Source organism: uncultured Sulfitobacter sp. (assembly GCF_947499945.1).
Classification (GTDB): Bacteria; Pseudomonadota; Alphaproteobacteria; order Rhodobacterales; family Rhodobacteraceae; genus Sulfitobacter.
Map to the genome: position 1 here is coordinate 1,337,484 of NZ_CANMQD010000001.1, position 26,728 is coordinate 1,364,211.

Annotated in this window: 29 protein-coding genes; 15 read left to right on the top strand and 14 right to left on the bottom strand. The window is 53.4% G+C overall.

The window, feature by feature from the left end; all coding sequences use genetic code 11:
* The first annotated feature begins 74 nt into the window (after positions 1 to 74).
* Positions 75 to 1,547: an NAD-dependent succinate-semialdehyde dehydrogenase gene (locus tag Q0775_RS06715; RefSeq protein ID WP_298858611.1), complete on the top strand. Its 1,473-nt coding sequence runs from the start codon at positions 75 to 77 to the stop codon at positions 1,545 to 1,547.
* An 84-nt stretch (positions 1,548 to 1,631) separates the two neighbouring features.
* Here Q0775_RS06715 and Q0775_RS06720 read toward each other — a convergent pair whose 3' ends face one another.
* The 7 genes from Q0775_RS06720 to Q0775_RS06750 form a co-directional block, all read right to left on the bottom strand.
* Positions 1,632 to 2,102, bottom strand: a complete 471-nt coding sequence (locus tag Q0775_RS06720) for an Hsp20 family protein (RefSeq protein WP_298858612.1) — start codon at positions 2,100 to 2,102, stop codon at positions 1,632 to 1,634.
* Positions 2,103 to 2,230: 128 nt separating this feature from the next.
* Complete coding sequence (locus tag Q0775_RS06725) at positions 2,231 to 3,034, bottom strand: trypsin-like serine protease (protein WP_298858613.1); 804 nt, start codon at positions 3,032 to 3,034, stop codon at positions 2,231 to 2,233.
* Complete coding sequence (locus Q0775_RS06730; protein ID WP_298858614.1) at positions 3,021 to 3,833, bottom strand: trypsin-like serine protease; 813 nt, start codon at positions 3,831 to 3,833, stop codon at positions 3,021 to 3,023. Before Q0775_RS06730 ends, Q0775_RS06725 begins: the two co-directional genes overlap by 14 nt.
* A 72-nt stretch (positions 3,834 to 3,905) precedes the next feature.
* Positions 3,906 to 5,270 (bottom strand): glycolate oxidase subunit GlcF, encoded by a 1,365-nt coding sequence (glcF, locus tag Q0775_RS06735; protein WP_298858615.1) that lies wholly within the window; start codon positions 5,268 to 5,270, stop codon positions 3,906 to 3,908.
* A 9-nt stretch (positions 5,271 to 5,279) separates the two neighbouring features.
* Positions 5,280 to 5,645 (bottom strand): hypothetical protein, encoded by a 366-nt coding sequence (locus Q0775_RS06740; RefSeq protein WP_298858616.1) that lies wholly within the window; start codon positions 5,643 to 5,645, stop codon positions 5,280 to 5,282.
* Entirely contained in the window at positions 5,642 to 6,739 is a 1,098-nt protein-coding gene (locus Q0775_RS06745; protein WP_298859973.1) for an FAD-binding protein, read from the bottom strand. The genes Q0775_RS06740 and Q0775_RS06745 overlap by 4 nt, the downstream gene beginning before the upstream one ends.
* A 43-nt stretch (positions 6,740 to 6,782) precedes the next feature.
* Complete coding sequence (locus Q0775_RS06750) at positions 6,783 to 8,231, bottom strand: FAD-linked oxidase C-terminal domain-containing protein (protein WP_298858617.1); 1,449 nt, start codon at positions 8,229 to 8,231, stop codon at positions 6,783 to 6,785.
* Between the two features lie 313 nt (positions 8,232 to 8,544).
* On the opposite strand from Q0775_RS06750, the gene Q0775_RS06755 reads away from it, so the two are divergent.
* Both Q0775_RS06755 and Q0775_RS06760 read left to right on the top strand, forming a co-directional pair.
* Complete coding sequence (locus Q0775_RS06755) at positions 8,545 to 9,243, top strand: DUF599 domain-containing protein (RefSeq protein ID WP_298858618.1); 699 nt, start codon at positions 8,545 to 8,547, stop codon at positions 9,241 to 9,243.
* 37 nt (positions 9,244 to 9,280) lie between these two features.
* The gene (locus Q0775_RS06760; protein ID WP_298858619.1) at positions 9,281 to 9,634 is read left to right on the top strand and encodes a hypothetical protein; all 354 of its coding nucleotides are present in this window, start codon (positions 9,281 to 9,283) and stop codon (positions 9,632 to 9,634) included.
* On the opposite strand, the gene rlmH is transcribed toward Q0775_RS06760, so the two are convergent.
* The 4 genes from rlmH to Q0775_RS06780 form a co-directional block, all read right to left on the bottom strand.
* On the bottom strand, positions 9,631 to 10,101 hold the full coding sequence (gene rlmH, locus Q0775_RS06765) for a 23S rRNA (pseudouridine(1915)-N(3))-methyltransferase RlmH (protein WP_298858620.1): 471 nt from the start codon (positions 10,099 to 10,101) through the stop codon (positions 9,631 to 9,633). The two genes, Q0775_RS06760 and rlmH, sit on opposite strands and share 4 nt — an antisense overlap.
* A 6-nt stretch (positions 10,102 to 10,107) precedes the next feature.
* On the bottom strand, positions 10,108 to 10,515 hold the full coding sequence (gene rsfS, locus Q0775_RS06770) for a ribosome silencing factor (protein WP_298859975.1): 408 nt from the start codon (positions 10,513 to 10,515) through the stop codon (positions 10,108 to 10,110).
* 105 nt (positions 10,516 to 10,620) lie between these two features.
* A complete protein-coding gene (locus Q0775_RS06775) occupies positions 10,621 to 11,295 on the bottom strand; it encodes an FAD-binding oxidoreductase (protein WP_298858621.1) in 675 nt (224 codons plus the stop codon).
* A gap of 48 nt (positions 11,296 to 11,343) precedes the next feature.
* Positions 11,344 to 12,654 carry a mechanosensitive ion channel domain-containing protein gene (locus Q0775_RS06780; RefSeq protein ID WP_298858622.1) on the bottom strand — a complete coding sequence of 437 codons (1,311 nt, stop codon included), beginning with the start codon at positions 12,652 to 12,654 and terminating at the stop codon, positions 11,344 to 11,346.
* A gap of 252 nt (positions 12,655 to 12,906) precedes the next feature.
* Between Q0775_RS06780 and leuC the strand changes: the two genes are divergently transcribed.
* The 6 genes from leuC (at position 12,907) to leuB (ending at position 18,553) form a co-directional block, all read left to right on the top strand.
* On the top strand, positions 12,907 to 14,325 hold the full coding sequence (leuC, locus tag Q0775_RS06785) for a 3-isopropylmalate dehydratase large subunit (RefSeq protein WP_298858623.1): 1,419 nt from the start codon (positions 12,907 to 12,909) through the stop codon (positions 14,323 to 14,325).
* A gap of 25 nt (positions 14,326 to 14,350) precedes the next feature.
* On the top strand, positions 14,351 to 14,647 hold the full coding sequence (locus tag Q0775_RS06790) for a hypothetical protein (protein ID WP_298858624.1): 297 nt from the start codon (positions 14,351 to 14,353) through the stop codon (positions 14,645 to 14,647).
* On the top strand, positions 14,644 to 15,249 hold the full coding sequence (gene leuD / locus Q0775_RS06795) for a 3-isopropylmalate dehydratase small subunit (protein ID WP_298858625.1): 606 nt from the start codon (positions 14,644 to 14,646) through the stop codon (positions 15,247 to 15,249). Before Q0775_RS06790 ends, leuD begins: the two co-directional genes overlap by 4 nt.
* A 304-nt stretch (positions 15,250 to 15,553) precedes the next feature.
* The gene (locus Q0775_RS06800) at positions 15,554 to 16,393 is read left to right on the top strand and encodes a hypothetical protein (protein WP_298858626.1); all 840 of its coding nucleotides are present in this window, start codon (positions 15,554 to 15,556) and stop codon (positions 16,391 to 16,393) included.
* A gap of 14 nt (positions 16,394 to 16,407) precedes the next feature.
* Complete coding sequence (locus tag Q0775_RS06805) at positions 16,408 to 17,391, top strand: endonuclease/exonuclease/phosphatase family protein (RefSeq protein ID WP_298858627.1); 984 nt, start codon at positions 16,408 to 16,410, stop codon at positions 17,389 to 17,391.
* Between the two features lie 55 nt (positions 17,392 to 17,446).
* Positions 17,447 to 18,553: a 3-isopropylmalate dehydrogenase gene (gene leuB / locus Q0775_RS06810; RefSeq protein WP_298858628.1), complete on the top strand. Its 1,107-nt coding sequence runs from the start codon at positions 17,447 to 17,449 to the stop codon at positions 18,551 to 18,553.
* On the opposite strand, the gene Q0775_RS06815 is transcribed toward leuB, so the two are convergent.
* Positions 18,550 to 18,801, bottom strand: coding sequence for a hypothetical protein (locus Q0775_RS06815; protein WP_298858629.1), 252 nt, complete (start codon positions 18,799 to 18,801; stop codon positions 18,550 to 18,552). The genes leuB and Q0775_RS06815 overlap by 4 nt on opposite strands.
* A gap of 139 nt (positions 18,802 to 18,940) precedes the next feature.
* On the opposite strand from Q0775_RS06815, the gene Q0775_RS06820 reads away from it, so the two are divergent.
* A complete protein-coding gene (locus tag Q0775_RS06820) occupies positions 18,941 to 20,035 on the top strand; it encodes a cupin domain-containing protein (RefSeq protein ID WP_298858630.1) in 1,095 nt (364 codons plus the stop codon).
* Positions 20,036 to 20,124: 89 nt separating this feature from the next.
* Here the strand turns inward: Q0775_RS06820 and Q0775_RS06825 are convergent, their stop codons facing one another.
* Entirely contained in the window at positions 20,125 to 21,219 is a 1,095-nt protein-coding gene (locus Q0775_RS06825; protein ID WP_298858631.1) for a tyrosine-type recombinase/integrase, read from the bottom strand.
* 253 nt (positions 21,220 to 21,472) lie between these two features.
* Here Q0775_RS06825 and Q0775_RS06830 point away from each other — a divergent pair, with 253 nt between their 5' ends.
* The 5 genes from Q0775_RS06830 to Q0775_RS06850 all read left to right on the top strand — a co-directional run bounded on the left by Q0775_RS06830 (position 21,473) and on the right by Q0775_RS06850 (position 24,950).
* Entirely contained in the window at positions 21,473 to 22,009 is a 537-nt protein-coding gene (locus Q0775_RS06830; RefSeq protein ID WP_298858632.1) for a helix-turn-helix transcriptional regulator, read from the top strand.
* Between the two features lie 4 nt (positions 22,010 to 22,013).
* On the top strand, positions 22,014 to 22,310 hold the full coding sequence (locus Q0775_RS06835) for a hypothetical protein (RefSeq protein WP_298858633.1): 297 nt from the start codon (positions 22,014 to 22,016) through the stop codon (positions 22,308 to 22,310).
* A 102-nt stretch (positions 22,311 to 22,412) separates the two neighbouring features.
* Positions 22,413 to 23,312, top strand: coding sequence for an HNH endonuclease (locus Q0775_RS06840; protein WP_298858634.1), 900 nt, complete (start codon positions 22,413 to 22,415; stop codon positions 23,310 to 23,312).
* A gap of 161 nt (positions 23,313 to 23,473) precedes the next feature.
* Entirely contained in the window at positions 23,474 to 23,932 is a 459-nt protein-coding gene (locus Q0775_RS06845) for a hypothetical protein (protein ID WP_298858635.1), read from the top strand.
* On the top strand, positions 23,925 to 24,950 hold the full coding sequence (locus Q0775_RS06850; protein ID WP_298858636.1) for a serine/threonine-protein kinase: 1,026 nt from the start codon (positions 23,925 to 23,927) through the stop codon (positions 24,948 to 24,950). The genes Q0775_RS06845 and Q0775_RS06850 overlap by 8 nt, the downstream gene beginning before the upstream one ends.
* Before the next feature lie 224 nt (positions 24,951 to 25,174).
* On the opposite strand, the gene Q0775_RS06855 is transcribed toward Q0775_RS06850, so the two are convergent.
* Positions 25,175 to 26,713, bottom strand: coding sequence for an anti-phage dCTP deaminase (locus Q0775_RS06855; RefSeq protein WP_298858637.1), 1,539 nt, complete (start codon positions 26,711 to 26,713; stop codon positions 25,175 to 25,177).
* Positions 26,714 to 26,728 lie beyond the last annotated feature (15 nt).

Below are 26,728 nucleotides of genomic sequence, written 5' to 3' on the forward strand. Positions count from 1 at the left end.
CCCTTTCAATGTGATCTGGACAATCATAGCCATTGTTGCTTTGGGTTCCCAGACGAATTCAAGGAGACTGCATAATGACTGCATCCACAACCGATCTTAAATCCATGCTCAAAGACCCGACCCTACTGGAAACCCGCGCCTATATCGGTGGCAAATGGGTAGATGGCGATGATGGCACATTTGACGTGACCAATCCCGCCCGCGGCGATGTTGTCGCAAAAGTTGCCAACCTGAGCCGCGCCCAGGTCGCCGGAGCCATTGCACAGGCAGAGACAGCCCAAAAAGAATGGGCCGCATGGACTGGCAAAGAGCGTGCAGGCGTGATGCGCAAATGGTTCGACCTGATGATGGAAAACCAAGAAGACCTCGGCAAGATTCTGACAGCAGAGCAGGGAAAACCGCTGGCGGAAGCCAAGGGCGAGGTTGCTTATGGCGCGTCCTTCATCGAGTTCTTTGGCGAACAAGCAAAGCGCGTTTATGGCGAGACCATACCAGGCCACCAGCGCGACAAGCGCATCACCGTGATCAAGCAGCCCATCGGTGTCGCCGCCTCCATTACGCCGTGGAACTTTCCCAACGCAATGATCACCCGCAAGGCCGCGCCCGCGCTCGCTGCTGGCTGCTCATTCGTGGCACGCCCTGCCGCCGAAACACCGCTGAGCGCGATTGTCATGGGTGTACTGGCGGAACGTGCTGGCATCCCTGCGGGTGTGTTCAACGTCGTACCGTCGAGTTCATCTTCGGAAGTTGGCAAAGAGTTCTGCGAAAACCCTGCCGTGCGCAAGCTGACCTTCACAGGCTCGACCGAAGTGGGCCGTATTCTGATGAAGCAAGCTGCTGATCAGGTGATGAAGTGCTCAATGGAGTTGGGCGGCAACGCGCCATTTATCGTGTTCGATGACGCTGATCTGGATGCCGCCGTCGAGGGCGCGATTCTGTGCAAATTCCGCAATAATGGTCAAACCTGCGTCTGCGCCAACCGCATTTATGTTCAGGCAGGCGTCTACGACACGTTTGCGGAAAAACTGAAAATGGCCGTGCAAAATATGAAAGTTGGCGACGGCTTTGAGGACGGTGTCGATCTCGGCCCGCTCATAAATCCATCGGCTGGTGAGAAAGTCAAAGAGCATATTGAGGACGCAAAATCCAAAGGTGCCTCAGTCATCATGGGTGACGACGGCAGCATGGACGGCAACTTTCTCGCGCCTACCATCATGACGGGGGTGACCCAAGATATGATGGTCGCAACCGAGGAAACCTTTGGCCCTCTCGCGCCACTGTTTAAGTTCGACACCGTGGATGACGTCATCGCCATGGCGAACGACACGATCTTTGGTCTGGCCAGCTACTTCTACGCAAAGGACCTGAGCCGAGTTTACAAAGTCGCCGAAGCCTTGGAATATGGTATTGTCGGCGTGAACACTGGCCTCATCTCAACCGAAGTTGCACCGTTTGGCGGCGTTAAGCAGTCCGGCCTTGGCCGCGAAGGCAGTCACCACGGTATCGAGGACTACCTCGAGATGAAATACATCTGTATGAGCGTCTGAGCCAATACGTTATAGATAAAAAAAGGCCCGATGCGTTCACCTGCATCGGGCCTTTCTCGTTCTAGGCCATTCTAGGAGAATAAGTTAATTCACCGACTTAGCGTCGACGACGTCCTTTGCAATGCTTGGGGTTTTCGATGCGATCTGGATCTGGCGCGGTTTCAGGGCATCGGGCACCTGACGCTCCAACTCGATATGCAACATCCCATCAGAATGCGCAGCACCTGTCACAATCACATGATCCGCCAGATGGAAGCGGCGCTCGAACGCACGAGTCGCGATACCGCGGTGTAGGTAGGTTTTCGCTTCATCCTCATCCGCCTTGCGGGCAGACACAATCAGGGACTTCTCGCGAACCTCAACGCTCAGATCAGCATCGGAAAACCCAGCAACCGCGATGGAAATACGGTAAGCATCATCATCGAGTTTTTCGATGTTGTAAGGGGGGTAGCTTGGCTGTGAAGTTTCAGCAGTCAGCACACGATCCATCAGGTTCGCGATTTGGTCAAAACCAACTGTGGAACGGTATAGGGGTGCAAAATCAAAATTACGCATGTGTTCATCCTCATCTTTGAGCGATTGTATTTAGAACCTTCCAGCATTGGACAGGCCCATACTTCGTTACAGTCAAAGCCCTGAATAGGCGCTTTGATGCAGATGATGTGGGGATGAATTTTTGCGTTTCAAGACCCGCCAGCACTGATGAATTTTGCCCCACCGCCCGTGCGCGTTCCCACACTGATACGTTTCTGGCGGGCGGGTGCACGTGACTTCTCAGCAACCAGCTTTGCTTTAAGTTGGCTCACAAGCGCAGGTAACGACATGCCTGTAGTGCGACGGACGCCTCTGATGTGGGCATATCCAGAGATAACTGAGGCAATCCTAATCTGTGTTCCTTCGCGGCGAAAAACCGGTGCGCCAGAAGAGCCAAAAGTAGTGTCGCAATTCATTACCATAACACCCTTAAAACTTCGCAAGACAGCACAGGTCGCTTGCAGGGATGGTAAGGTTGAGCGCCCACGTCCATATGAGACAACCGTGACCTCGCCTTGGTTCAATATCCGGGGTTCAACAACAAACGGTGATATCACATGAGTTGGAACGGGAGATTTTAGACGCAAAAGAGCCACGTCATTGGCTATGCGGGTAACCGTATCTTTGGACTTGTATTGATAAGCATCTGGCATTGCGACTTGCACAACTTTACGCTCGGCCTCAACGCGGCCCTGACGGTAGCCTGCGCGAAAAGTGAGGCGCTCTGGCTGCAACTGATTGCCACTTGCGTCAAACGCGCAATGCGCAGCAGTCAGGACAATATCGGGCGCAATCAGTGTTGCCGTACAATAGCCAACATCTTCCATATCAAGGCGCCCAACCGCTTTCCATGGTGAGGCCTGCTCGTTTCGGGTCAAACCGATAAGGGCGCTATCAGCATGGACCGCTGTGCCAAACAGCATGACCAATAAAAGAATGCTACGGAGAAACAAACTTGGCCCCTCCTCCTGCACGCACACCTGCACCGATGCGCCGTTCACCTGGCTTTTTACCCAAATAGATCGAGCGGCCGGCAACAAGTTCAGCCTGCAATTCTGCCAACGGTTGGCCCAACGCAGTTCCAAGCGAGACTTCCTTGCCATCAACTTCTGCCTTGGCGGACACAACCGAGACAATCTGCGCTTCGCCATCCTCAATGATAAAAATTGGTGCGCCGCTGGAGCCAAAATCAACCGAGCAAGAGGTCACGAGAACACCGTCTTGCCGCGCCAATACCGCGCAAACTTCTTGCAGCGAGGGTGCTTCTGCACGCTCAAGCGCATAGCTGACAACGCCTACACGGTCTCCCGTCCGTGGGCGTGCAGCAGTCTTGAATGGCTTAATCGAATTATTCCGAATTGGCATCTCCAACTCAAGCAGCGCCAGATCGTTGCGCACCCGCTCGGAAGACAGTTTTTCAGCATATACATATTCAGGATGCACAACCACACGTGCAACATCGCGGTAGGCTCCTGCGCGCCCGTTGCGCCACCCTGCGAGAAATTCAATGTGACCCTTGTCGATCCGTGCGCCCGTTTCACTATCGTACATGCAATGCGCCGCTGTCAGGACTAATTTGGGAGCTATCAGCGCGCCCGTGCAAAAGCCCTTACCGTCGATGTCCAACCTGCCAACAGCTTCCCATGCTTTTGCATCATCGCCATTGTCCAACCGCTTCAGATTCGCATCTTGGGCTACTGCACCAGAGGTGAGCAACAGTCCAAAAACGGTCAGAGCGACCCATCGCAGCAAATCACATACCCCAAATATTACCCTAGCTCTCTGTCGATAATAGCAAGGTAAGGCAAAATTAGGGCAAATCAGTTAACGAAGAAGTGGAACGTCGCCTTTTTGCTGACGGCTATACTCAAGTGCAGGTGGCTTTGGCCCTCCCCACGCCCAATCCAGCAACTCAACCGAGTGAACAATCGGCACCGATGAGGCAGAGCCGATCTGCATCATACACCCGATGTTGCCGGCTGCGATGACGTCGGGGTTCTTAGCCTCCAAGGTTCTAACTTTCAGCTCTTTAAGCTGCTGAGATATCTCGGGCTGCATCAAGTTATATGTCCCAGCAGATCCGCAACACAGATGCGAATCTTTCGGCTCTACAATGGTGAAACCTGCTTTCTTAAGCAGTGTTTTTGGATGGGTTTTAATTTTCTGACCGTGCTGTAATGAACAGGCAGCATGGTATGCAACGATCATGCCCTCTGGTGCACGCGCTGTCTTTGCAACCTTGGCCCATTCGGGTTCGGCCTTCCAATCACCATCCGTTAATTCGACCAAGACTTCTGAGATGTCGCGGGCAATGTCAGCGACCCGCACCGCATCGGCGGCCAATGGTTCGTTGCGGAACATATGGCCATAATCCTTGACTGTCGTGCCACATCCAGACGTATTGATTACAATGGCGTCAAGACCGCCATTATCCATCTCGGTCGCCCAAGCGCGGATATTTTTGGCCGCAGTTGCATGGCTTTCGGTCGTTTTGCCCATATGATGGGTTAACGCGCCACAACAACCCGCCCCTTCAGCCACAACCACCTCAGCACCCAAACGCGTCAGCAGGCGAATTGTGGCATCGTTGATATCTGTGTTGAGCGCCTTTTGCGCACAGCCTGTCATCAGCGCGACGCGCATCCGCTTGGGCGCTTGTGGCGTGAAGGTTTGCGGATCGTCATTGCGGCTCACTGGCGGGATCACTTTTGGCGCCATTTCCAGCATCGCCCGCAGTCGGGCGTCAGGCATGAACCGTGCAAACGGGCGGCCAATCTTCGCTCCCAAAAGGGCTACACGGAATCGCATCGGATATGGCAGTATCCGTGCCAAAATCCACCGCAACGCACGGTCCGTGAACGGGCGTTTATACTTTTGCTCGATATAATCCCGCGCGTGATCAACCAGATGCATATAGTGCACGCCAGAAGGGCATGTTGTCATACAAGCAAGACAGCTGAGGCATCGGTCAATGTGCTTGACCGTTTTGGCGTCCGGCACTCGCTCATTCTCGAGCATATCCTTGATCAGATAAATCCGCCCTCGCGGACTGTCCAACTCGTCCCCAAGGACTTGATAAGTGGGACATGTCGCCGTGCAAAAGCCACAGTGAACACACGCACGCAGGATTTCATTCGCACGGTTTGTGCCGGGATCTTCGAGCTGTTTTTCGGTAAATGTCGTCTGCATGTTATCCCCTCAACCAGCCAACAGGCTGGCACTTGCCAAACCGAACCACGGCACTGTCGTTCCGGCAGCACCTGCAACGGCGGTCCAACGTCGCATGCCCAGCCCATGATCCATCAGCCGCAACGCCTGTGCGCCATAAGCCAGCACACCAATCCAACCGCCCCAAATGAATGCAACGCCTGTCCCCGTCACAAGCAGGTTTTGCCCCCAAAGATGTGCAAAACCATACCGCAATGTAAGGCCAGTTGCTGCACACAGGGCCATAAGAATTGCCAGTCGCCGAAAAGCTTTTGGTGAAGGTCCACCACGGGTCAGTGAACGAAAGGCCAAAGGCCCACCAACAAACACAATGACAAACAGTACAGCCAAACTCATCCCATGAGGCCCGCATTCAAAAGTCCGCGCGGGTCAAACCGTGCACGCAGTCCTGCAGTAAGCCTAGCTACACCTGCGCTTTCAGGCTCGAAACGTGGCTGGCCTGTGCCACGCACCAATGTTGCATGCCCATCGTATGCGCCCAAAGCAGAGCGTAAATCGTATCCTGCTGCAGCGCGCAGCCAGATTAATCCGCCTGCCCAATCATAAAGCACCGCTTGTGCATTCGATTTGGCAACCAAAGCGGGGCCATCAGAAGGTTTGCACGAGACGCGCCAAACATCGCCCTCAACGCCAGCAAAGGATGCCACATCGCGCCACGCATCCCAGCGTGCTGTGTTGTTTTCCTCAACGATAATCTCTCCGCCCAAGAGAGTTTTTAATTGGTTCACACGGTAACTAACAGAGTCGGAAAACCCTTCAAGGCGAAGCAAAGTCTCACCTTTTGCAGGATCGTGCGCCGCGGCTGAGACTTCAAATGGACTGCCCAGCGCCTTTGCCAGTGCTCCAACCGCAGACGTATCGTCCAAACCGTGAAGTATCAGCGTCGACTGTGCCTCCGGACGCGGCAAAACTTTGAGTGACACTTCGCTTAAGACACCCAAGGTGCTGTGCGCTCCTGCCATTAGTTTAACCAAATCATAGCCCGTGACGTTCTTCATCACACGGCCACCGTTCTTGACGATCTGACCCATCCCATCGACATACCGTACGCCCAGTAGGAAATCGCGGGCCGCTCCAACAGATATCCGCCGCGGACCGCTAATGTTCGCGGCCATCACGCCACCAATCGTGGGGGTGCCCGTTGTCCCGAGCAGTGCGCGGTGGTCCATCGGCTCGAACGCAAGTCTCTGGTTCTCAGCAGCAAGTACAGCTTCAATATCCGCAATTGGCGTCCCCGCCTTTGCCACAACGGTCATTGCACCGGGTTCATAGAGAGTGATGCCAGACAACGCTGAGGTGCTCAGGCCGGCACCCGCCACATGTACGCCACGCGTACCGCCACCCCTGATACACAAAGGCGCTGTGGAAGCGGCCACAACCTCGGAAAGCTCCGCCTCATCCGACGGGGTGTATTTGATTTCTGTCACCATTTTTCCTTTGGAGAGTTCGGGCCGCGCGGCACCTTCCTGAAAGTTATTCAGCTGCAATCGCTACTTCCCTACGCCGCTCGGAGGCATCAAGGGGGAATACTTTAGCCGGATTAAGGAGCCATTGCGGATCAAAGACATCCTTTACCGCCATCTGTGCCTCCAGGTCATTGGGCGCATATTGCACATGCATTAAATCGCGCTTCTCGATTCCAACGCCATGCTCTCCCGTCAGGCAACCGCCAACCTCGACACATAGTTTGAGAATTTCGGCACCAAAAGCTTCGCAAAGCTCAAGATCGCCTTCTTTGTTTGCGTCAAAAAGGATCAGGGGGTGCATGTTGCCGTCGCCTGCATGGAAAACATTACCGACCTTCAGGCCATACTCCTTGGACATCTCACCGATACGGCGCAAGACATGCGGCAAGCTGGACACAGGGATTGTTCCATCCAGACACATGTAATCGTTGATTTGACCCATCGCACCAAAGGCCGACTTGCGACCCAACCAGATGGCTGCACTTTCCTCGGCTGATTTACTCTGCCGCAACTCAACCGGGTTATGTTTACGCGCAATTTCCATGATCAGATCAAGTTGGTGATCAATCTCGGCATCCGATCCTTCCACCTCGACGATCAGCAGCGCCTCGCACATGGGATAGCCCGCTTTTGCAAAAGCTTCAGTTGCTTCAATACAAGGACGATCCATAAATTCAATCGCGACAGGCAGCACACCCGCCTTGATGATCGCAGTCACGCAAGCCCCAGCCACTTCGCTATCGTCAAAACCCATGAGAACGGGCCGTGCGCCTTCGGGTTTGTGCAGAATGCGCAATGTCGCTTCGGTCACAACACCAAGCTGTCCCTCAGAGCCGCAGATCAGCCCAAGCAGGTCAAGCCCGCCCGCATCCAAGTGCGAACCACCGATATCGACAATCTCGCCGTCCATCATGACCATTTTGACGCCCATGAGGTTGTTGGTGGTCACACCATATTTGAGGCAATGCGCCCCGCCAGAGTTCATAGCGATGTTACCCGCAATCGCACAGGCAAGCTGGCTCGACGGGTCGGGCGCATAGAAAAAACCATCCTCTTCAACTGCGCCGGTCACGCTAAGGTTAGTGCGACCAGTTTGAACACGAATAATACGGTTATCGTAATCCGTCTCAATCACATCATTCATCCGTGCGATGCCCAAAATCACACAATCCGCTGTGGGCAGCGCACCACCCGCCAATGAAGTGCCAGAGCCGCGCGGCACAACGGGCACGCCTTCTTCATGGCAAATCCTCAGCACGGCGGAGACCTCCTCGGTCGTGGAGGGAAGGACGGCAACCATCGGAGCACAGCGATACGCAGTTAGCGCGTCACATTCATACGCGCGCGTCTCGCGTTCATCATGAATCACAGCGTCCCCTGCGAGCACAGCTTTCAGTCGCTCCACAACACGGGCCTTACGCGCAATAATCGCAGAGTTGGGGACAGGCATTTCCATACGTAACGCTCCTAGCCGAATTGAATGTTCTAATTTGGTAAAATTATATTACCAATTTCACCATTAGACAAGTGTCATCCTTTTGCATGGTCAAATTCTGTGCGAGGCGGGACTGAAATGCCAGGCGCTTCCCTATTCCAAAGGAGCAGCCGCACTGCAACATTCCAAGCTAATAACCGCCAAGGCTAGACTACCAAAACCTTCCGCAAAATTAGAAAAAAGAGATTTATACGCCGTAAACAAAAAGGAAAACTGCCAATCTAGATCCATCCTAACGCTGGTCATACCGAAACCACACGCGTAGGGAGAGCAAATGATATCTATTGAAAGCTTCTCGTTCCTATCCATTCTTGATATCGCGGCGCTGGCCGTTCTTCTGCTGTTTTGGGGTGGCATTGGCTGGCGGATCGAAAATCCTTCGATCGGGAAGCCTTCAACCTCGCTGATCATGGCGGGGTATCGACGCCAGTGGATGGCTCAGATGATGGCCCGCGACGTACGCATTTTCGATGCGCAGACCATCGGAACGTTGCGGCAAGGAACATCCTTTTTCGCTTCAACTTGCGTCATTGCCATCGGGGGAACCCTAGCACTGATCGGCAATGCAGAGCAGGTCGCTGGCGTTGCCGCCGACCTGACGGAGGTCCGCGACCCTGCGATTGTCTGGGAAGTGAAGCTTTTGGTCATTGTAATGCTCCTCACCAGTGCATTTCTCAAATTCGTCTGGTCGAACAGGCTTTTTGGCTATTGTTCTGTTATCGTCGGCGCAACGCCCAACGACCCTGATGATCCAAAAGCACCCGCATTTGCGCACAAAGCGGCAGAATTGAACATTACAGCGGCCCGCAGTTTTAACCGGGGATTGCGTGCTCTCTACTTTGCACTGGCCGCTGTGGCATGGCTGGCAGGGCCGATTCCTTTGCTCTTGGCTGCCCTTGTTACATGCATCGTGATCTGGCGGCGGGAATTCGCTTCACATTCCCGTAGGGCCCTCTTGGAAGACACTCCATAACACACTATCTACATTCTCTAATCTTTGGATAGGTCGCATGCTTAAAAAAACCATTGCTGCTCTTGCTCTCATTGCATCGCCCGCTTTTGCGGATAATGCTCAGGTGCAAAACGTAAAGGTCGCCAAAAACGGGTCCTCTTTTACGTTTGATGTTACAATCTTGCACACAGATATCGGTTGGGATGATTATGCGGACATCTGGCGCGTGAAAGACGCCAATGGCAACGTGTTGGGAGAGCGTATCTTGGCCCATCCGCACGTAAACGAGCGGCCTTTTACACGCTCGCTGTCAGGGGTGAAAATTCCTGAAGGGACCACACAGGTCTTTATCGAGGCGCACGATACCGTCAATGGATGGAATCCTGAGACAAAGGCCGTGAGCCTACCCTAAATCCGGTGATACGGTCCGCCCGACAGAATGGAGGCCGCGCGGTACAACTGCTCGGCCAGCATTACACGGACCATCATATGCGGCCAGACCATAGAACCGAACGAAAGCAGATGATCAGCCTCGTCGCGCAGGCTTGGATCAATGCCGTCAGCCCCGCCAATGATAAACGCAAGGTCACTGCGGCCCGCATCACGCCAACCCTCAATGCGGCGTGCAAATTTTGGCGACGTTTCAACAGTACCACGCTCGTCCAGTGCGCAGATGACGGCTCTCTGAGGGAGCGCGCGGCGCAGTAAGGCCGCCTCGGCCTCCATACCTCCGCCTTTGCGATCATCTACTTCCAAAACAGAAACCGGCCCAAGGGAAAGCCCTCGGCCGGTTCTATCGAAGCGTTTGAGATAGTCGTCTATCAGCGTCTTTTCAGGACCGGCTCGCAGCCGTCCCACGGCACAGATATGTACCTTCACGCGATTTTACGCCTCGGTTTCGGGTTGTCCCAGCCACATCTTCTCAAGCTGGTAGAACTCACGCACTTCGGGCCGGAAGACGTGGACGATGATATCGCCCGCATCAATCAGAACCCAATCGCCTGAGCCTTTACCTTCGGTGCGCACGGCATGACCATATTCATCCTTAAGGCGCTGCGCCAATTTCTCGGCAATCGCGGACACCTGACGTGTGGAGCGACCTGAACAGACGATCATATGATCGCCAATCTCGGATTTTCCAGCCAGATCGATATGCACGATATCTTCTGCTTTGTCGTCATCAAGTGATGCGAGAACGGTTTCCAACAGCAGATCGCTGGTGGCCTTTTTCTGACCGGCCATTACGACCGCACCAGACTGCGCAGGGGAAGCTGCGTGTGTTTGCGTAGACAGGACATTGTCCTCCTTATGTCGCGCCGCCGGACCCCCGGCGCTGGGGTGAGTTCTCTAACTAACAACCCCATAGCCCATTTTCAATGACGCGCACCACCCCGTGCGTTACCAGCCTTCTTCTGTGACGATTTTATCTGCATCAGCACCAAGGTCTTTGAGCGCGTCACGCACATCATTCACAAAGCCCTGTGGCCCGCAAATATAAAATGTCTGGTCAAAACGTTTCAGGTTTTCCTTGAGAAATGCCTTGTCGACCTTCTCTTCTTTTACGCCAGCGCCCGTATCATCTTCATCGGTCACAGTGAAGATGGTCGTCAGCCAATCCATCTTTTCCCACTTCTCGCGCAGAATGACATCAGCCTCGGTCGCGTTGGTGAAAATAAGGGTGCAGGCCATTTTGCCCGCTTCTGCGTGCTTTTCGAGAATCGGAATAAAGGGCGTGATTCCCGCGCCTGCAGCGATGAAAACGCCTGGACCGTGGTCAGATATTGCTCCAAACGGCGCATCTATTTCTACCGTGTCACCTTTTTCAAGCTTCGCCAGCTGTTCTGTTACGCCATCATGGTCGGGGTAGCTTTTGATCACAAATTCAAGTGCGTTTGCATCCGGTAGAGAGGTGAACGTAAAAGGCCGCGCCTCATCGCGCCAGCCATCTTTCAGCAGCGTCAGCTCCGTTGCTTGCCCCGCGTCAAAGTCCAAGCCCTCAGGCTTGTCAAAAACATAGCGGTAGGTATCAGGCGTCAGTTGCTCTTTGCTTTGCAGTGTCAATTTATATGTCATGTGTATCTCCTTTGAGATAACAACACACCCTAACCGCCATGCGTTCCCTTAGCTGTCGTCAAGCAGCTTAACTTCCCGCTGCGGGAAGGGAATCGATATGCCATTTTCCTGAAAAATATCCCAAAGTGCCAGAAACACATTTCCGCGGATGTTGGTCAAACCGCCTGTCGGATCCCTGATCCAAAAGCGCAGGATATAGTCAACCGAACTGTCACCGAAACCGACGATGTGGCACACAGGTGCCTTGAAGCCGAGAACGCGATCGACCGAGGCTGCCGCCTCAATCGCGAGTTTGCGTACAACATGCGGATCGTCGCCATAGGCTGTGCCAAAGTGGATATCGAGTCGCACAAAATCGTTGGAGTGGGACCAGTTCACCACCTGACCCGTAATTAGATCTTCGTTCGGGATGAGGTATTCTTTCCCGTCTCGCGTCACAACTGAGGCATAGCGTGCCCCGAGCGTCTGAATCCAGCCGAATGTCTCGCCTAGCGAGATCACATCCCCCGGCTTGATCGATTTATCGAGCAGAATGATCACGCCCGACACAAGGTTCGACACTACCTTTTGCAAACCAAAACCGAGGCCAACACCAATCGCACCAGACAGAACCGCGAGGCCTGTCAAATCGATTCCCACCGCTTGGACGCCCATGTAAAAGGCGATTCCATACATCAACAATTGAACCGCCTTTACGGCGAGCACCTGCATGGAGGGGCTGATATCCTCGTTGCGGCGGATTGTGCTGACCGTGGCCTGAGATGCCACTCGTGCAAGTGTAATGAGCAGCCCAATTACAACAATCGCTGTAATCATAGTGAGGATTGAAAACCTAAAATCACCTAACTCAAGCGCAACACCGTCCAAAAAGGTTGCCACATCGTCAGAAACATTCAGCAAATAAAGCGTCGCATAAATCCAAAGCGACCATGTCACCACACGACGCAGGAAGCGGTTGCGCACCAGTCGCGCGGCAAAGGCAACACCAACCCAAACAATCGCTAGTGTGGCGGCAAGTCCGATGAGGTAGCTGCGCGAGGGCCATGTAATGCTCTGCATTACGAAGTAGACGGCCCAAGCCAGTGCCGAGAACCAGATCAAGCCCAAACGGCGCTTGATCTGCACGATAGCGCGGAGCTGCCACTTCTCCCACCCTTCGCGCGAGCGGACCCATCTTTCCAACAGATTGCCACTACTTCGGTGCAAAGCCCACGCCAGCAAAGCAAGAACAATAACGATGATAACTTGGTTTTGCCGCCAGCCTGGTTGGATAACCCCAGAGAAAAACGCGATGGCGTTGATCCAAAGACCCTGAATAGTAATCAAAAACTCTGCAAATGGATCAATGGCGTCTTGCATGAAATCTCCTTGTAAGGCTCGAATCGTCGCACGATGGCGCAGACCCTGCAACCCTTGCAGCGTTCCTCAATGCGCTGTAACTGAACTAGTATGAAACATGTGTTCAACCAGACCGACCGCGCACGCCTGCCGGATCGATTCTTTGGCGCCATGCACACAGTGCTGGCACGACTATAAGTATGTCCTGCGATTAACCTCGCAGCCCCGTATCTGACCATTCAAACAATCACATCATCTAAGGGAGAGGACCATATGTCCCCCAAAACGCTCTATGATAAAATCTGGGAAGCTCACGTTGCCCATGAAGCCGAAGACGGCACTTGCTTGCTCTATATCGACCGTCACCTCGTACACGAAGTGACCTCACCCCAGGCGTTTGAAGGTTTGCGCATGACGGGCCGCACTGTACGCGCACCTGATAAAACGATTGCTGTACCGGATCACAATGTGCCCACCACGCTGGACCGTGCCAATGCCGCAACTATGACCGAGGACAGCCGCATTCAGGTTGAGGCGCTGGACACCAACGCCAAAGAATTCGGCATCCACTACTACCCCGTTTCCGACGTACGCCAAGGGATCGTGCACATTGTCGGCCCCGAGCAGGGCTGGACCTTGCCCGGCATGACGGTTGTTTGTGGTGACAGCCATACAGCAACCCACGGTGCATTCGGCGCATTGGCGCATGGCATCGGAACCTCCGAGGTTGAGCATGTGCTAGCCACCCAAACGCTGATCCAGCGTAAGGGCAAGAACATGAAGGTCGAGATCACGGGCAAGCTGCGCCCTGGTGTCACGGCCAAGGATATTACGCTGTCGGTCATCGGTGAGACAGGAACCGCTGGCGGCACAGGCTATGTCATCGAGTATTGTGGTGAGGCGATCCGGGATTTGTCCATGGAAGGGCGCATGACCGTCTGCAACATGGCGATCGAAGGAGGCGCGCGCGCTGGTCTAATCGCACCAGACGAGAAAACCTATGAGTACTGCATGGGCCGCCCCCACGCGCCAAAGGGCGCACAGTGGGAAGCTGCTCTTGCATGGTGGAAGACACTCTATTCAGATGACGATGCACACTGGGACAAGGTCGTGACGCTCAAAGGCGAAGACATCGCACCCGTCGTTACTTGGGGTACTTCGCCCGAAGACGTGCTGCCAATCACTGCCACAGTTCCCGCTGCGTCCGACTTCACTGGCGGTAAAGTGGAAGCGGCCCAGCGCTCACTCGACTATATGGGTCTGACCGCCGGCACACCGCTGACCGATGTCGAAATCGACACCGTGTTCATCGGCTCCTGCACGAACGGCCGTATTGAAGATTTGCGCGCTGCTGCTGCGATCCTTAAGGGCAAGAAAATCAAGGACGGTATGCGGGCAATGGTTGTGCCCGGTTCAGGTCTTGTTCGTGCACAGGCCGAGGAAGAAGGCCTTGCCGATATCTTCATGGAGGCTGGTTTTGAATGGCGGCTTGCGGGTTGCTCCATGTGTCTGGCGATGAATCCAGACCAACTCGCCCCCGGTGAGCGATGTGCAGCGACATCCAACCGCAACTTTGAGGGCCGTCAGGGCCGTGGCGGACGCACGCATCTCATGTCACCTGCAATGGCGGCAGCGGCAGCTGTTACCGGCAAGTTGACGGACGTACGCGAAATGATGGACCTTCCAGCCTGATATGAAAACAGTGTTTGAAAAGCGGATGGATCTGCGCAAGGAAAAGTCGTACCGGATATCGTCCAGCCATCCGCGTACGCTCACCTTGGCGGTGCCCGGCTTTCTTTTCTTTATGGGTCTGGCAATCGCCAGCTTTTCTGCGCTGCCTTTCTATCCAGACCATCAACTGCTTTTGGTTGCAGGCTTTATCCTGGGCATCCCTGCCGCCATCGGCTGGATGTTTTTTGCGCTCATCTATGGCAAGCGCCAATACGAAAAAAATGCCCCGCTGACTGTTGCTGAACAGCGCGCCGATGGCATGACAAAAGGAAAACAGACGTGAACAAATTTACCACTCTCAGCGGCATCGCCGCACCCATGCCGTTAATCAATATCGACACGGATATGATCATCCCCAAGCAATTCCTCAAAACGATCAAACGTTCAGGCCTCGGCGTGAACTTGTTTGACGAGATGCGTTATGATGACGACCGCAACGAGATCCCCGAATTTGTACTTAACAAACCCCAGTATCGGGATGCGCAAATTCTAGTGGCGGGCGACAACTTCGGCTGCGGCTCCTCGCGTGAGCATGCGCCATGGGCGATCGCCGATTTCGGCATCACCTGCGTAATCGCGCCGTCTTATGCGGATATCTTCTACAACAACTGCTTCAAGAACGGCATACTCCCGATCGTGCTTCCGCAAGAGCAAGTGGACGTGCTGATGAAAGACGCCGAGAAAGGTGCCAATGCACGGATCGAGATTGATTTGGAGAACCAGACCATTACGTCTTCGGATAGTGATGTGTTCACATTTGAAGTTGATGCGTTCAAAAAGCACTGTCTTATGAACGGCTTGGACGATATTGGCCTGACAATGGAAAAGGTTGCGTCCATTGACAAATATGAAGCAGCAGCGAGTCAGAGCCGCCCTTGGGTCTAATTCTGTCAGATTAACCTTTAATTAGGTTATTATAAAATTTAAGCGATTTCTCTAGTGGGCAGGCATGCCCCGCCCACTAGATGTTGCGGTTGCCTTATTTGCGCCCCGTAAATGATGCAAGAACGCACCACCCTCTCCCTCAAAACGCCCTACCCGTCCCGTTATCTGACGCAATAGTCTTGAGAACTAAGGCGAAAGAAGGCACGATTGTGACAACAATGAGGCAGGCCTTCTCGACCCGAAGGCATCAAGTTGGGACAAGCATGCGACAAACGCGGCTGACCAGTTTGAAAGGGATAGAACGTTGATAGTACGTATGACCAGCGCTGCGGCGCGTGGACTTTTGGTTGCGACCATGATCATGACGCCAGCGCTTGTGCTGCCGGGTCTGGCCAGTGATTCCACACAAATTGTTTTGCTTGTGGCTCTGTTGGCTGCGGTTTTGACGTTCGTCGAATACAACTCTGTCTTCCCGAGCATTGTTGAATTCCGCGATGCAGCCCCCTTTAACCGTTTGCGGTTTACATCCCTTTTTCTGATGGTCTTTTTGCTCAGTGCGATCCTGAAGGGCATGGCGGACCCTACTTTGTTTACGAATGCCTTGACCTCAATTGGCACAATTGTCGGCAATGCGATGGACTTCCCTTATTCTCCTGTTCGCATGGTTGTCCTCATGCTGCCACAAGATGCCTCGTACGAAACCGTGAATTTTGTGCGTACGGCAGCTGGCTTATCCTACATGATTTCCCTTATCGCGATGACGGCATTTCTTATACTTGTGCGGATCCTGAACTGGCCTGCACGCTCGGGCGCATTTAATGTATGGGTCAATTTGCCCCTGTTTGACCCCACCGCTGGTGGCGATGTGCTGGAACGTTTGCAGCGCGACGCGCGGGTCAACATTGCACTCGGATTTCTGTTACCCTTTGCCGTTCCAGCAATGGTCAAGCTAGCCTCTGATCTGATAGACCCTATCACATTGCAGAACCCGCAAACCCTTATCTGGACAATTGCAGCATGGGCCTTCCTACCCGCCAGTATCATCATGCGCGGCATCGCTATGGGCAAGATTGCCGACATGATCGAGGAAAAGCGCAAGCGTGCCTATGCAGAGCAGGCAGCCGAAGGTTTGCAACTAGCCTGACCCAAGCACTGTGCATGATTGTGGTGGCGCTCGTCGGCACTATCGTACAGGCGGAACCCATCCGCATTGCTACTTTCAACGCTGAATTGACTCGAAAAGGGCCCGGTCTTTTACTGCGAGATATACAGCGCGGAGAGGATGAACAAGTTCAGGCCTTTGTCGTCCTTCTGTCCGAGGTGCGTCCCGACATCATCGCCCTACAAGGCATTGACTATGACCTGCGCCAAACGACCCTGAAGGCTCTTGTAGAAACGCTCTCTACCGCGGGTCTCACCTATCCTCACTATTTCACCGCTGCGCCCAATGCAGGGCAAAGCACGGGCCTTGACCTGAACGGGAATGGCCGTCTCGGTGACGCGGATGATGCCCACGGGTTCGGGCGGTTCAACGGAATGGGCGGCATGGCAGTTCTGTCACGTTTTCCAATAGATCGCGATGCGGCAGAGGACTTTACCTCAATGCTTTGGCGCAATCTGGAGGATCATACATATCCAATGGTCAATGGCGCGCCCTTTGGCGGCGAGGACGTGTTTGCTGCGCACCGCCTTTCGTCTCGGGGCCATTGGGTTGTTCCGATCAAGACACCTGAACACGGCACTCTGCGCCTTATGACATTCCACGCAACGCCGCCCATCTATGACGGCGAAGAAGACCGCAATGGCCGCCGCAATCACGACGAGGTTGCATTCTGGCTGAACTACCTCACCCGCGACACAAATATGAATCCCTTCATCATTGCCGGAACCGCAAATACCGACCCTGCGCGCGGCAGAGGAAGGCGACGCGCGATTAAGGAATTGCTGGCCTCCCCCGACCTACAGAACCCTTTTGACGACAGCCCGACAGCCGACTTCAAAGATCCGTTGCCGGGAGATTTGCGAGTTGACTACCTGTTACCGTCTGTGGATTGGCGGGTGGTCGACAACGGCATGGTAACGTCCCCAATTGCAAGCCGCCACAGCCTGCTTTGGGTGGATATCACCCGCGCCAATCCTTGACGCCCCTTCTCCTGCACGCTACGCCACAGGCAATCAATTTCAGGAGCATTACGCCATGGCAAACCCCACCCTTTTGATCCTCGCCGGTGACGGCATCGGCCCCGAGGTCATGGGCCAAGTCACCCGTATCATCGACTGGTTTGGCGCAAAGCGTGATCTAGCATTTGATGTCGAACATGATCTGGTCGGCGGCGCCGCCTATGATAAACACGGAACACCTCTGCACGACGACACGATGGCCCGCGCCCTCGAAGTTGACGCGGTGTTGCTGGGCGCTGTTGGCGGTCCGAAATACGATGATCTGGATTTCTCGGTAAAGCCCGAGCGCGGCCTGCTGCGCCTGCGCAAAGAAATGGACCTGTTCTCCAACCTGCGCCCCGCGCAGTGCTTTGACGCGCTGGCCGATTTCTCCTCGCTCAAGCGTGAACTGGTCGCTGGTCTTGATATCATGATCGTGCGCGAGTTAACCTCTGGCGTCTATTTCGGTGAGCCGCGCGGCATCTTTGAAGAAGGCAACGAGCGGGTGGGCATCAACACACAGCGCTACACCGAGAGTGAAATCGACCGCGTCGCCCGCTCCGCATTCGAGCTGGCACGCCGTCGTGGTAACAAAGTCTGCTCTATGGAAAAAGCCAACGTGATGGAGAGCGGCATCCTTTGGCGTGAAGTCGTGCAAAAAGTGCATGACGAAGACTATCCTGATGTCGAACTCAGCCACATGTACGCAGACAACGGCGCAATGCAGCTGGTGCGTGCGCCCAAGCAGTTTGACGTGATCCTGACCGACAACCTGTTTGGTGACATTCTTTCGGATTGCGCCGCGATGCTTACTGGCTCGCTGGGCATGCTGCCCTCCGCCTCCCTCGGCGCGCCAAACGCTGACGGTCGCCCTAAAGCGCTTTATGAGCCCGTACACGGTTCTGCCCCTGACATCACAGGCAAAGGCCTCGCGAACCCGATCGCTTGTATCCTCAGCTTTGCTATGGCGCTGCGCTATTCCTTTGACCAAGGGGATGAAGCCACACGTCTGGAGACTGCTGTCGAGAAAGTGCTGGCCGATGGCGCGCGCACAGCGGACCTCATGGGTGAGGAAGGCGGCACGCCGATCTCCACCACTGAAATGGGCGACGCGATCCTCAAGGCGCTTGACGCAAGCCTCTAGGGTTTGATCACAACACCGGTGCGCACGTCCATCTCGAAAAGGGCGAGCGCATCCATCGCTCCGTCTTGCATAGATGACACGCGCCAGACATCCGGCCTGCGTGTCGGCAAAACGGCCAGCACACGGCCACAGCGATGCCCGTTAAGTGCGACGATTTCGGCAGTGAGTTCATTCCGCTCGGCATCGGTCAACGTGGCGAAGCCAACCGCTGCAATGCTGCTCGCAAGATCAATGGCAGTATGTTTCATGGTACGCCTCGCTTTTGCTGGACCAAGCGTCAAACCCGATGATGGCAAAAATATGGCATTTGATTAAAGTGCCTTTGGTGATTGAGGCCGCTGCTGAAAACAGGCAGGCTCTGTAACATCATTACGACAGGATTGACCGATGACCGACGCACCCATCCTCGCCGAATTCGTACTCCCCACTGAGGAACTGCGCGATGATTTGCCATTCTATACCAAGACGCTCGGCATGCGGCTCGAGAACATCTTTCCCGCTGATGATCCTTCTGTCGCCAGCTTTTCCGGCCATGGCCTGCGCCTGCGGATTGAGAAAGGCGCTGACGTGCCTGCGGGTCATTTACGCATCCTGACTGATGATCTGGACGGATTTGCCGATGGTGCACGTGAGCTGACGGCGCCCAATGGGACTCGAGTATCCATCGTACCGCTGACGCCGCAGGTTGATGTGATCGAGACACAGCACGAATTCGCCGTGCGTCGCCTCGCGGATGAGGCTCCTTGGGTCATTGGCCGCGCTGGCATGCATTACCGCGATCTGATCCCCTCCCGCCTTGGCGGATCTATCATCGCCAGCCACATTCGCATTCCTGACGGTGGCCCTGTGCCCGATATGGTCCATTACCACACCGTCGGCTTTCAGCTGATTTTTTGCTACCGCGGCTGGGTTGACGTTCTATACGAGGACCAAGGCGATGTGATCCGCCTGCATGCGGGCGATTGCGTGACCCAACCCCCCGGCATCCGTCACCGCGTGGTCGAAGCCTCCCCGAATATCGAGGTGATCGAGATTGGCGTGCCAGCCGAACACGTGACGACAATTGACCATGATTTTACCCTGCCCAATGGCATCGGCAATCCGCGTCGTGAATGGGGTGGCCAAACCTTTGTGCACCACGTCAAAAAAGACGCCACATGGCAACCCGCCAAAATTCCTGGTTTCACCACGCGCGATACCGGCATCACAGTTGGCACCAAAGGCGTGGCAGGCATTCAGACATTGCGCCGCGGCCATGGCGAAACAACAGCCTTTTCGCATGATGCAGACATCTACTTTGCCTTTGTGATGGAAGGCACAATGACACTCCACGCGGAAGGTCAAGAAGACCGAGCGCTGGAAGCTGGCGACGGATTTGTCATCCCGCCCCATATGAAAGTGCACTACAAGAACGCCTCAGAAAATATCGAACTCCTACAAGTCGCCCTGCGCGGCGATTTCAGAACGTCACTTGCTCAATAACCGGAGCCGTTCCTCCACCCCAATGCTGTGGTGACCCCGATTGGATTCGAACCAATAACCTGCCCCTTAGGAGGGAACCGTTCATAGCGTTATTCCTTCTTTGATTTCTGCTGCTTGGGTTTTTGTACAGGGTCTTCCTGTACATGGTTTGTACGAAAACGGGCCCTGACATCGGCCTCATCCGTCTCTGCGTGGGCATAAATACGCATAGGCAAATTGGGGTCGGACCACCGGCCAGCTTTAGCCGCTGTGACCGGATCGACCCCTTGCCGGACCACCAATTCGGTGAAGAACCCATGCCGCCCTGCGGGATGCGCTGAAAGGTACTGGATGCCCGCACTCTTGCAGATCGTCTTCCAGCGCGTGTTGTATCCGGTAGAACTTCCATAGCCGAACACACGCGGTTTCATGAATTTGCCGGTCTTGCGGTTCTTGGGTCTCTTCGCTGGCAATGCCAGCATCTCGTCCATCATTTCAGGCGAAACGGTGATCCAACTCTCTGGATGCCCCTTCTGTGCTTTCACCCTGACCTTGTTCTCTGCGGGCCGCAGATCGTTTGGCTCCAATGAGACAGCCTGATCGATCCGCGCCGCCGTCTCGAACATGAACCGTACCAACGCTGCATTGTATGGATCAGCGGCACCGCAAAACGCCTCGATCCATTCCTTGTCCGCCGGTGTGCGCTCCACCCTGCTGATTTTCCCACGCCGTCTGTCTTGGGCGATCCGTTCGAACTTGTCATAGGGTTTCACCCGGATCAGCGGCGTACCTTCCAACTCATGCGCGTTGTTGATCACCGCACTGGCTGGCGTCACGATTTCACGCCACCACGTATCGGTAGACGCCTTCGGCTTCAACTTTGGCCCCAACCCTTTCAGCAGCGCACCAGATACTACTCTTAATGGCGTGTCGCCAATCTCCTTCACAATTTCGATCAATTGCTTGGCCGCTTTTGGAGAGGCGTTGTACAGCATGATGGCATCAGAAAACGTCTTGCTTGGCTCATCTCCGAGCAAGTACTGACGAATTTGATATTCCGTTTCACGCGCTAGCCAATCCCGTGCGCCTGCTTCTGTAGTCGACCCAGTGCTGTCGCGGTATTTACGTGAGAACGGTCTGCCGTTGTATTCGATCGTCCCGTAGACATAGTAGAATCGGCCCCGCTTATAGATTTTGGTCGGCATGACGGGCCTCTCTCAAATATGGTATCGATCTGCGCAGGTGTGATCAGCATGGTTCTCCCCAGCCGGTAAAAAGCGCCCGTGTCATTCGCCCGCTCTCGCAATGTGCGCTCAGAAATCTCAATCTCTCGCTCGGCCATGATCTCAACCCATTGAGCTGGGGTCTTGCCAAGTCCCAGGATTTGCGAGCTGTCTGATTTTTCAATTTCTGCCATTTCATTCGTCCTTGTCCGCTAGGGGTGAATGGGTGTGCCGCATGGAATCGCTTGTTCAGCACCATCTGACGTGTTCAGATGGGAATAACCGTAATAGTTCGTCATTTTTTGCGATATTCGCGAAAAAAGACGAAGTCGTCAATTGGAAATCGAAGATGGCGCAAAAACATGCTGATTTGTTTGCTGCTATGGGTGCGCGTCTGACCATTGCACGCAGTGAAGTTGGCATTTCGCAGGCAGCAATGGCGGAGGCTATCGGCGTCTCCCCACGCGCGTACCATAGCTACGAGAAAGGCCAGCGCGGCATTCCAGTGGAAGCCCTGATAGCAATGGGCGAACGGTTTGAAGTCGATGTGCCTTGGCTATTGCTAGGTACAAACGCCATCAGAGCCGGACACGACTTCAATGCACTCAAAGAGATTGAAAGCTCGCTGGATCAGCACCTCAACGCACAGGGTATCAAGATTAAAAGCGAAAAACGCGGGGCAATCGTCGCGCGCTGGTACGAGTCACACGTCAAAGGTCGTGAAGTAACGGATGACGACGTTCACACATGGATCGAGCTTGTTAGGGAGTAGAGAAATGAAGAAACCGAGCGAAAACTGGAAGCGTATCCGTCGGGCGGCTTTGGAGCGTGCGCAACGAACCGCAATCGATCCGCTGTCGCCGCTATACAACATATATTCGGGCGTCTGTGCCTTGTATCTTGCGGGCTTTCTTCATTTCAAATTCTTCGACTACGGCACCGATTTCAGTTGGTTCACAGCATGCCTAATCATCTGTGTTGCCGTGGCGGGCGCTCTTGTTCCAGTGCTAACAGGCTCAGTTCTTACCTTGCATTTCGCTAGCAAGAGATTGGAGCGTTTGATTGCTGAGTGACCAAAGCACAATGTGCTGTTTTACAGCTCTTCGGGCATGCGGGGAACTATCCAATACGATTAAGACTTGGCTAAAACTTGTCTGCCGGGAAGGCCAATTCGCGTGACGTTTGGAGTATTCATTCACCGGACAGACTCAGTCTACGATGACGTCCCATCGGAACGATACCAGTTCCCAAAAAAATACCTGACGCGTGTGCAGCAGTGTGAAGGCGACTGGATCGTCTACCTTGAACCCACCAAGGTGAAAAACACCAAAGGCTACTTCGCAGTCGCCAAGGTTCAAGAGATCATCGCAGACCCCCGCAGCGCTGATATGTATTTGGCTGTCATCGAACCCGGGACCTATCTCGACTTTGGCGATCCGGTTCCATTCCGCGATACTGACGGCATCGTCGAGCAAGGCGTCTTGAACGATCTTGGAAACATTTCCGGCCGTGCTCAGGCTGCAGTACGGCCACTTTCGGCGGAGGATTTCGCCCGGATCGTGGAGCGTGGACTTCAGCAAGACGATGATTTTCTGCCTCGCGTTGACCAGATAACCCAGATGCCCGGCTTCCAAGATCCGCAAGTACCCTTTCAGCATCTCGCGGCACGGGATCGAGTCAACCAGTTGACCAACCGTGCCGTGCGCGACCGCAACTTCAGAAAGAATGTTTTACGCGCTTATGGCGAACGTTGCGCGATTACGGGGCTACGCCTGATTAATGGCGGCGGGCGTGCCGAGGTTGAGGCCGCACATATCAGGCCCGTGGAACGTAACGGCCCTGATATCGTGAGCAATGGGCTAGCTCTCTCTGGAACCGCACATTGGATGTTTGATCGTGGTCTAGTGGGGCTGGCCGAAGATTTTTCCATTTTGGTGTCGAGGCAAAGCAACGATCTGGAAGCCGTGACAGCGATGATCAACTCTTCCGGGAAGCTATTAGCACCCGAACGCCCAGCCAATCGACCAAGAACGGAGTTTGTGACTTGGCACCGAGCGAATTGCTTTAAACACTGACTGACTTTATTGGTTAATGGCTAGATGCCAAAGCAATGCAATTACGATACGAACAACACATCTTAAGTTTTTCTCCTAGGCGTCTGTCAAAGCCTGGCTACTTGCAGATAAGCCGAATGCAGCCTAAGTTCACTAAATGTTCTATTCATTAAGGATGAATTATGATAACCATAGGTATCAGAGCGCGGCCAACTGACGTTGTTTACGCAGTCGTGGACACGGAAGACGCCTCTGTAGTCAATCTTGATCAGGTAGTAATACCTATGGCCTTCGACACACCTGACGCACTTAAATATGTTCGCAGCAACTTTTTGGACATTATTCGCGAATACGGCATCCAGCGAGCTGGTATTCGCGCCACAGAGCCGAACTCGCAACGTATGAACATCAACAGGATTCAGATTGAAGGTGTGATCATTGAAGCGTTCGCAAGCAGCCCCTTGAAGGGTTACTACGTCGGACATATCGCTTCGATTGCTTCTCGCCTCGGTCGAACCAGAACTGATTTGAAACCAATGATCGATGGCGACGTTGCATATAATGTCGACGGTTGGGCAGATATGTCTAAGGAGGAAAGAGAAGCTGTTCTTTGCGCGCTAGGAGCTGACAACAATGCTTAAACCACACAAAAGAGCTGAAGTTGAGTGGCATGAGATTCGCGAGATTGGACAGGAAGGGAAGAATTCAACTGCGCATGTTGTTGAGGATGTTCAGCTAGGCGCGGAAATCGTCATGAAAAAAGTAGAAAAAGCCAAACTGGATTCAGCAGATGAGTACTTTTCTGAAGCTAAAGCTCTCTACGCTACCGCTCACCAAAATGTTGTGCCAGTGCTCTACTCCTGTGAAGATGATGACTACGTCTACATTGCACTCCCGCTGTATGAAAATGGTTCGCTAAAGGCGTTAATGACGGCCCGCAATCTAACAGTCCGGGAAATTGTAAGGATATCTTGCCAACTCCTCTCCGGCCTTCATAACATACACTCTAAAGGGTTGATTCATTTTGATATCAAGCCGGACAACGTCCTGCTTTCGGAACGTGGAGAAGCGCTCCTTTCAGATTTTGGGCTAGCAAAGCAGATGTATTCTGGGGAAGCCTGGCAGGATCAATTTTATATGCCGATCGCTCCCCCGGAAAGAGTGGCGGGGCCGCCATTTAATCTACAGCACGATGTCTACCAATTTGGGCTGATGCTTTACAGAATGTGCTGCGGTGAAGATACTGTTCGTAATCAATTTGACGCATTTGGCGGTGACCGGGCAGCTTTTATTGCCGCGCTCGAAAATGGAACTTATCCAGATCGATCAATGTTTCCGGAACATATTCCAAATAGACTGAAGAGCGTTGTAATTCGCTGCTTAAAACCAAATCCAAACGAAAGGTTTGGCTCAGCCCTAGCCGTCGCAAACGATCTGGCAAAAGTTGAACATTGTTTTGACTGGGAATTTGAAGCGGGCGCGGGCCTCAAAAAGTGGAGTCGAACCGAAAACGGAGCCGTTAAGTCCTTCGTGGTGAACGGCGATGGTTCTACAGTATTTTCCACTACTAAGAATGGGAACACCCGCCGTAAAACGGCTCATTGTAAACAGACTATGACACTAACAAGAATCCGTGGCGTTCTTAAGGACGAAGGATAGTCAATGAAACACGTAAAAAATGACCCAAGTTCATATAAAGGCCGTGAAATCAAAGCGTCGGCTTGGAACTCACTTGATGAACGTCGTGATCCAAATTCGCGTAGGAAGCTCCTAAGCGTCAAAATGACGCGCAAAGTTAATGTGACAGTAAAGTCGAGCACGCAGAGGTGAAAGCGCCAATTCTATAGAATTTAGGGGGGCAACCTTTTCACTGCCAAATTACTCTACGGCTTCTGAGGTTTCGCCTTAGTATCTTTAGACAGAGGGGCGTACAGATTTTCATAAATCGCATGGTTGAGCCTGCTTTGCGCCCCTACTTCCACGTTTCCGAGCCGAGGTGATTTTTGACCTTTATGCCAGTCAACAACGTCGCCTTCGCTCGTTTGACGTGATCCTTTCTCAAAGATATCGCGATATCGGCGTGGAGAAATGCCGTAGAAATGCTCGATGCTTACCTTAGAGTTACCAGAAACATCTGGGCCAAGCATGTCTTGAAATAGGCTCTCTGTTTTACTTTTGGGATAAGGCTCTACGAAGACGATGCGCTCAATGCCTGCGGCGATCAAGTGCTTGGCACAGTTGTGGCAAGGGTAAGTTGTGACAAATATGGTTGAGCCTTTTACCGATCGACCGAGACGTGTCGCATCACATAGTGCATTCATCTCAGCATGTACCATTCGGCCGTACTCAGTGACCCCTCCCACTAGGGAGCTCTTTATAGCCTTGCGATGTTGATCATCGGCCAAGATATCTTCGATTTTCTTTCCGTCTGCAATTAGTCCTTGCTTTTCGAGTACACCCAAAAAGTCAAATATTATCCGGTTTATTTCATTTTTGTTAGCCTCACCGCCAAGATCAATATCACGGTTCTTCTCCTCATCCTCATCCCAATAATTTCCGCCACCAAACTTTGGAACTTCATTGCACCCTACTGATATCAGGTCCCCTTCGGGTGTTGCGATGGCTGCACCAACCTGCCTTGATAAATCCACCGATCTCAGAGCCGCAGCCTGGGCCATGTAACTACCAAATTCATCTCTTGTTGGAGCTATGTTATTTCGTCCAAAAAATGCTTTTACAAACCGCTGGCTGGATTTTTCGAGGGTTTCTTCGGATGTTCCATCGAAAAAGACATCTCCAAGGTGAAATATTTTTGAAATCCGTTGTCCGTGATTATCTTGCCGTTCATTTTGATCGGTCGAGATCAATTTATTTGCATGGACTTCACAGCGGCTGTTGTCCCAGCCATGCTGCTCATTCCGTAAGCGTGCCACAAGGGATTGCTTTCGCTTTTCTAGGGGCGTCACAACCGAAACTTGGATGAACCGTTTTCCGAAGGCTTTAACGAGCAAATCTACCTCTTCGGGGCGTTTGAGCTGGTCGATAATGAATGCATGTTCATCAAGGGGAATCTTTGCCTGCTCATTAAGCTCATCTGGATCGGTAACACCGTTATCAGTTGCAACTTGAAGGCGAAACTCGACGACTTGACGGATCGCTTCTGCAGCCAGAACCCCATCTTTTGCGAACGCCTTACGTACTGCATTACCCTTAAGTATTTTTTCTTCCAAGATGGACTCTGATGTACGGTCAACTTCGCACCCCTTGGCAGTCAACAATCTGTCCATCTCGGCGCTTAATGAGATGGATACTGGGACATAGTCCATCTTCTTGAGGGTTGAGGCGAGAATATCGCGGGCTTGATGGATTGGGCACCCGATTGGACCAACCAGTCCAAACACCAGTTCAACGCGATCACTCATTTAAATTTCCTCTGT

Bases quoted from the DNA above. Each gene is read 5' to 3' on its own strand.
- Q0775_RS06715 (WP_298858611.1), top strand. From the start codon at position 75: ATGACTGCATCCACAACCGATCTTAAATCCATGCTCAAAGACCCGACC.
- Q0775_RS06720 (WP_298858612.1), bottom strand. From the start codon at position 2,102: ATGCGTAATTTTGATTTTGCACCCCTATACCGTTCCACAGTTGGTTTT.
- glcF (WP_298858615.1), bottom strand. From the start codon at position 5,270: ATGCAGACGACATTTACCGAAAAACAGCTCGAAGATCCCGGCACAAAC.
- Q0775_RS06740 (WP_298858616.1), bottom strand. From the start codon at position 5,645: ATGAGTTTGGCTGTACTGTTTGTCATTGTGTTTGTTGGTGGGCCTTTG.
- Q0775_RS06745 (WP_298859973.1), bottom strand. From the start codon at position 6,739: ATGGTGACAGAAATCAAATACACCCCGTCGGATGAGGCGGAGCTTTCC.
- Q0775_RS06750 (WP_298858617.1), bottom strand. From the start codon at position 8,231: ATGGAAATGCCTGTCCCCAACTCTGCGATTATTGCGCGTAAGGCCCGT.
- Q0775_RS06755 (WP_298858618.1), top strand. From the start codon at position 8,545: ATGATATCTATTGAAAGCTTCTCGTTCCTATCCATTCTTGATATCGCG.
- Q0775_RS06760 (WP_298858619.1), top strand. From the start codon at position 9,281: ATGCTTAAAAAAACCATTGCTGCTCTTGCTCTCATTGCATCGCCCGCT.
- Q0775_RS06775 (WP_298858621.1), bottom strand. From the start codon at position 11,295: ATGACATATAAATTGACACTGCAAAGCAAAGAGCAACTGACGCCTGAT.
- Q0775_RS06780 (WP_298858622.1), bottom strand. From the start codon at position 12,654: ATGCAAGACGCCATTGATCCATTTGCAGAGTTTTTGATTACTATTCAG.
- leuC (WP_298858623.1), top strand. From the start codon at position 12,907: ATGTCCCCCAAAACGCTCTATGATAAAATCTGGGAAGCTCACGTTGCC.
- Q0775_RS06790 (WP_298858624.1), top strand. From the start codon at position 14,351: ATGGATCTGCGCAAGGAAAAGTCGTACCGGATATCGTCCAGCCATCCG.
- Q0775_RS06805 (WP_298858627.1), top strand. From the start codon at position 16,408: ATGATTGTGGTGGCGCTCGTCGGCACTATCGTACAGGCGGAACCCATC.
- leuB (WP_298858628.1), top strand. From the start codon at position 17,447: ATGGCAAACCCCACCCTTTTGATCCTCGCCGGTGACGGCATCGGCCCC.
- Q0775_RS06815 (WP_298858629.1), bottom strand. From the start codon at position 18,801: ATGAAACATACTGCCATTGATCTTGCGAGCAGCATTGCAGCGGTTGGC.
- Q0775_RS06820 (WP_298858630.1), top strand. From the start codon at position 18,941: ATGACCGACGCACCCATCCTCGCCGAATTCGTACTCCCCACTGAGGAA.
- Q0775_RS06825 (WP_298858631.1), bottom strand. From the start codon at position 21,219: ATGCCGACCAAAATCTATAAGCGGGGCCGATTCTACTATGTCTACGGG.
- Q0775_RS06830 (WP_298858632.1), top strand. From the start codon at position 21,473: ATGGAATCGCTTGTTCAGCACCATCTGACGTGTTCAGATGGGAATAAC.
- Q0775_RS06835 (WP_298858633.1), top strand. From the start codon at position 22,014: ATGAAGAAACCGAGCGAAAACTGGAAGCGTATCCGTCGGGCGGCTTTG.
- Q0775_RS06845 (WP_298858635.1), top strand. From the start codon at position 23,474: ATGATAACCATAGGTATCAGAGCGCGGCCAACTGACGTTGTTTACGCA.
- Q0775_RS06850 (WP_298858636.1), top strand. From the start codon at position 23,925: ATGCTTAAACCACACAAAAGAGCTGAAGTTGAGTGGCATGAGATTCGC.
- Q0775_RS06855 (WP_298858637.1), bottom strand. From the start codon at position 26,713: ATGAGTGATCGCGTTGAACTGGTGTTTGGACTGGTTGGTCCAATCGGG.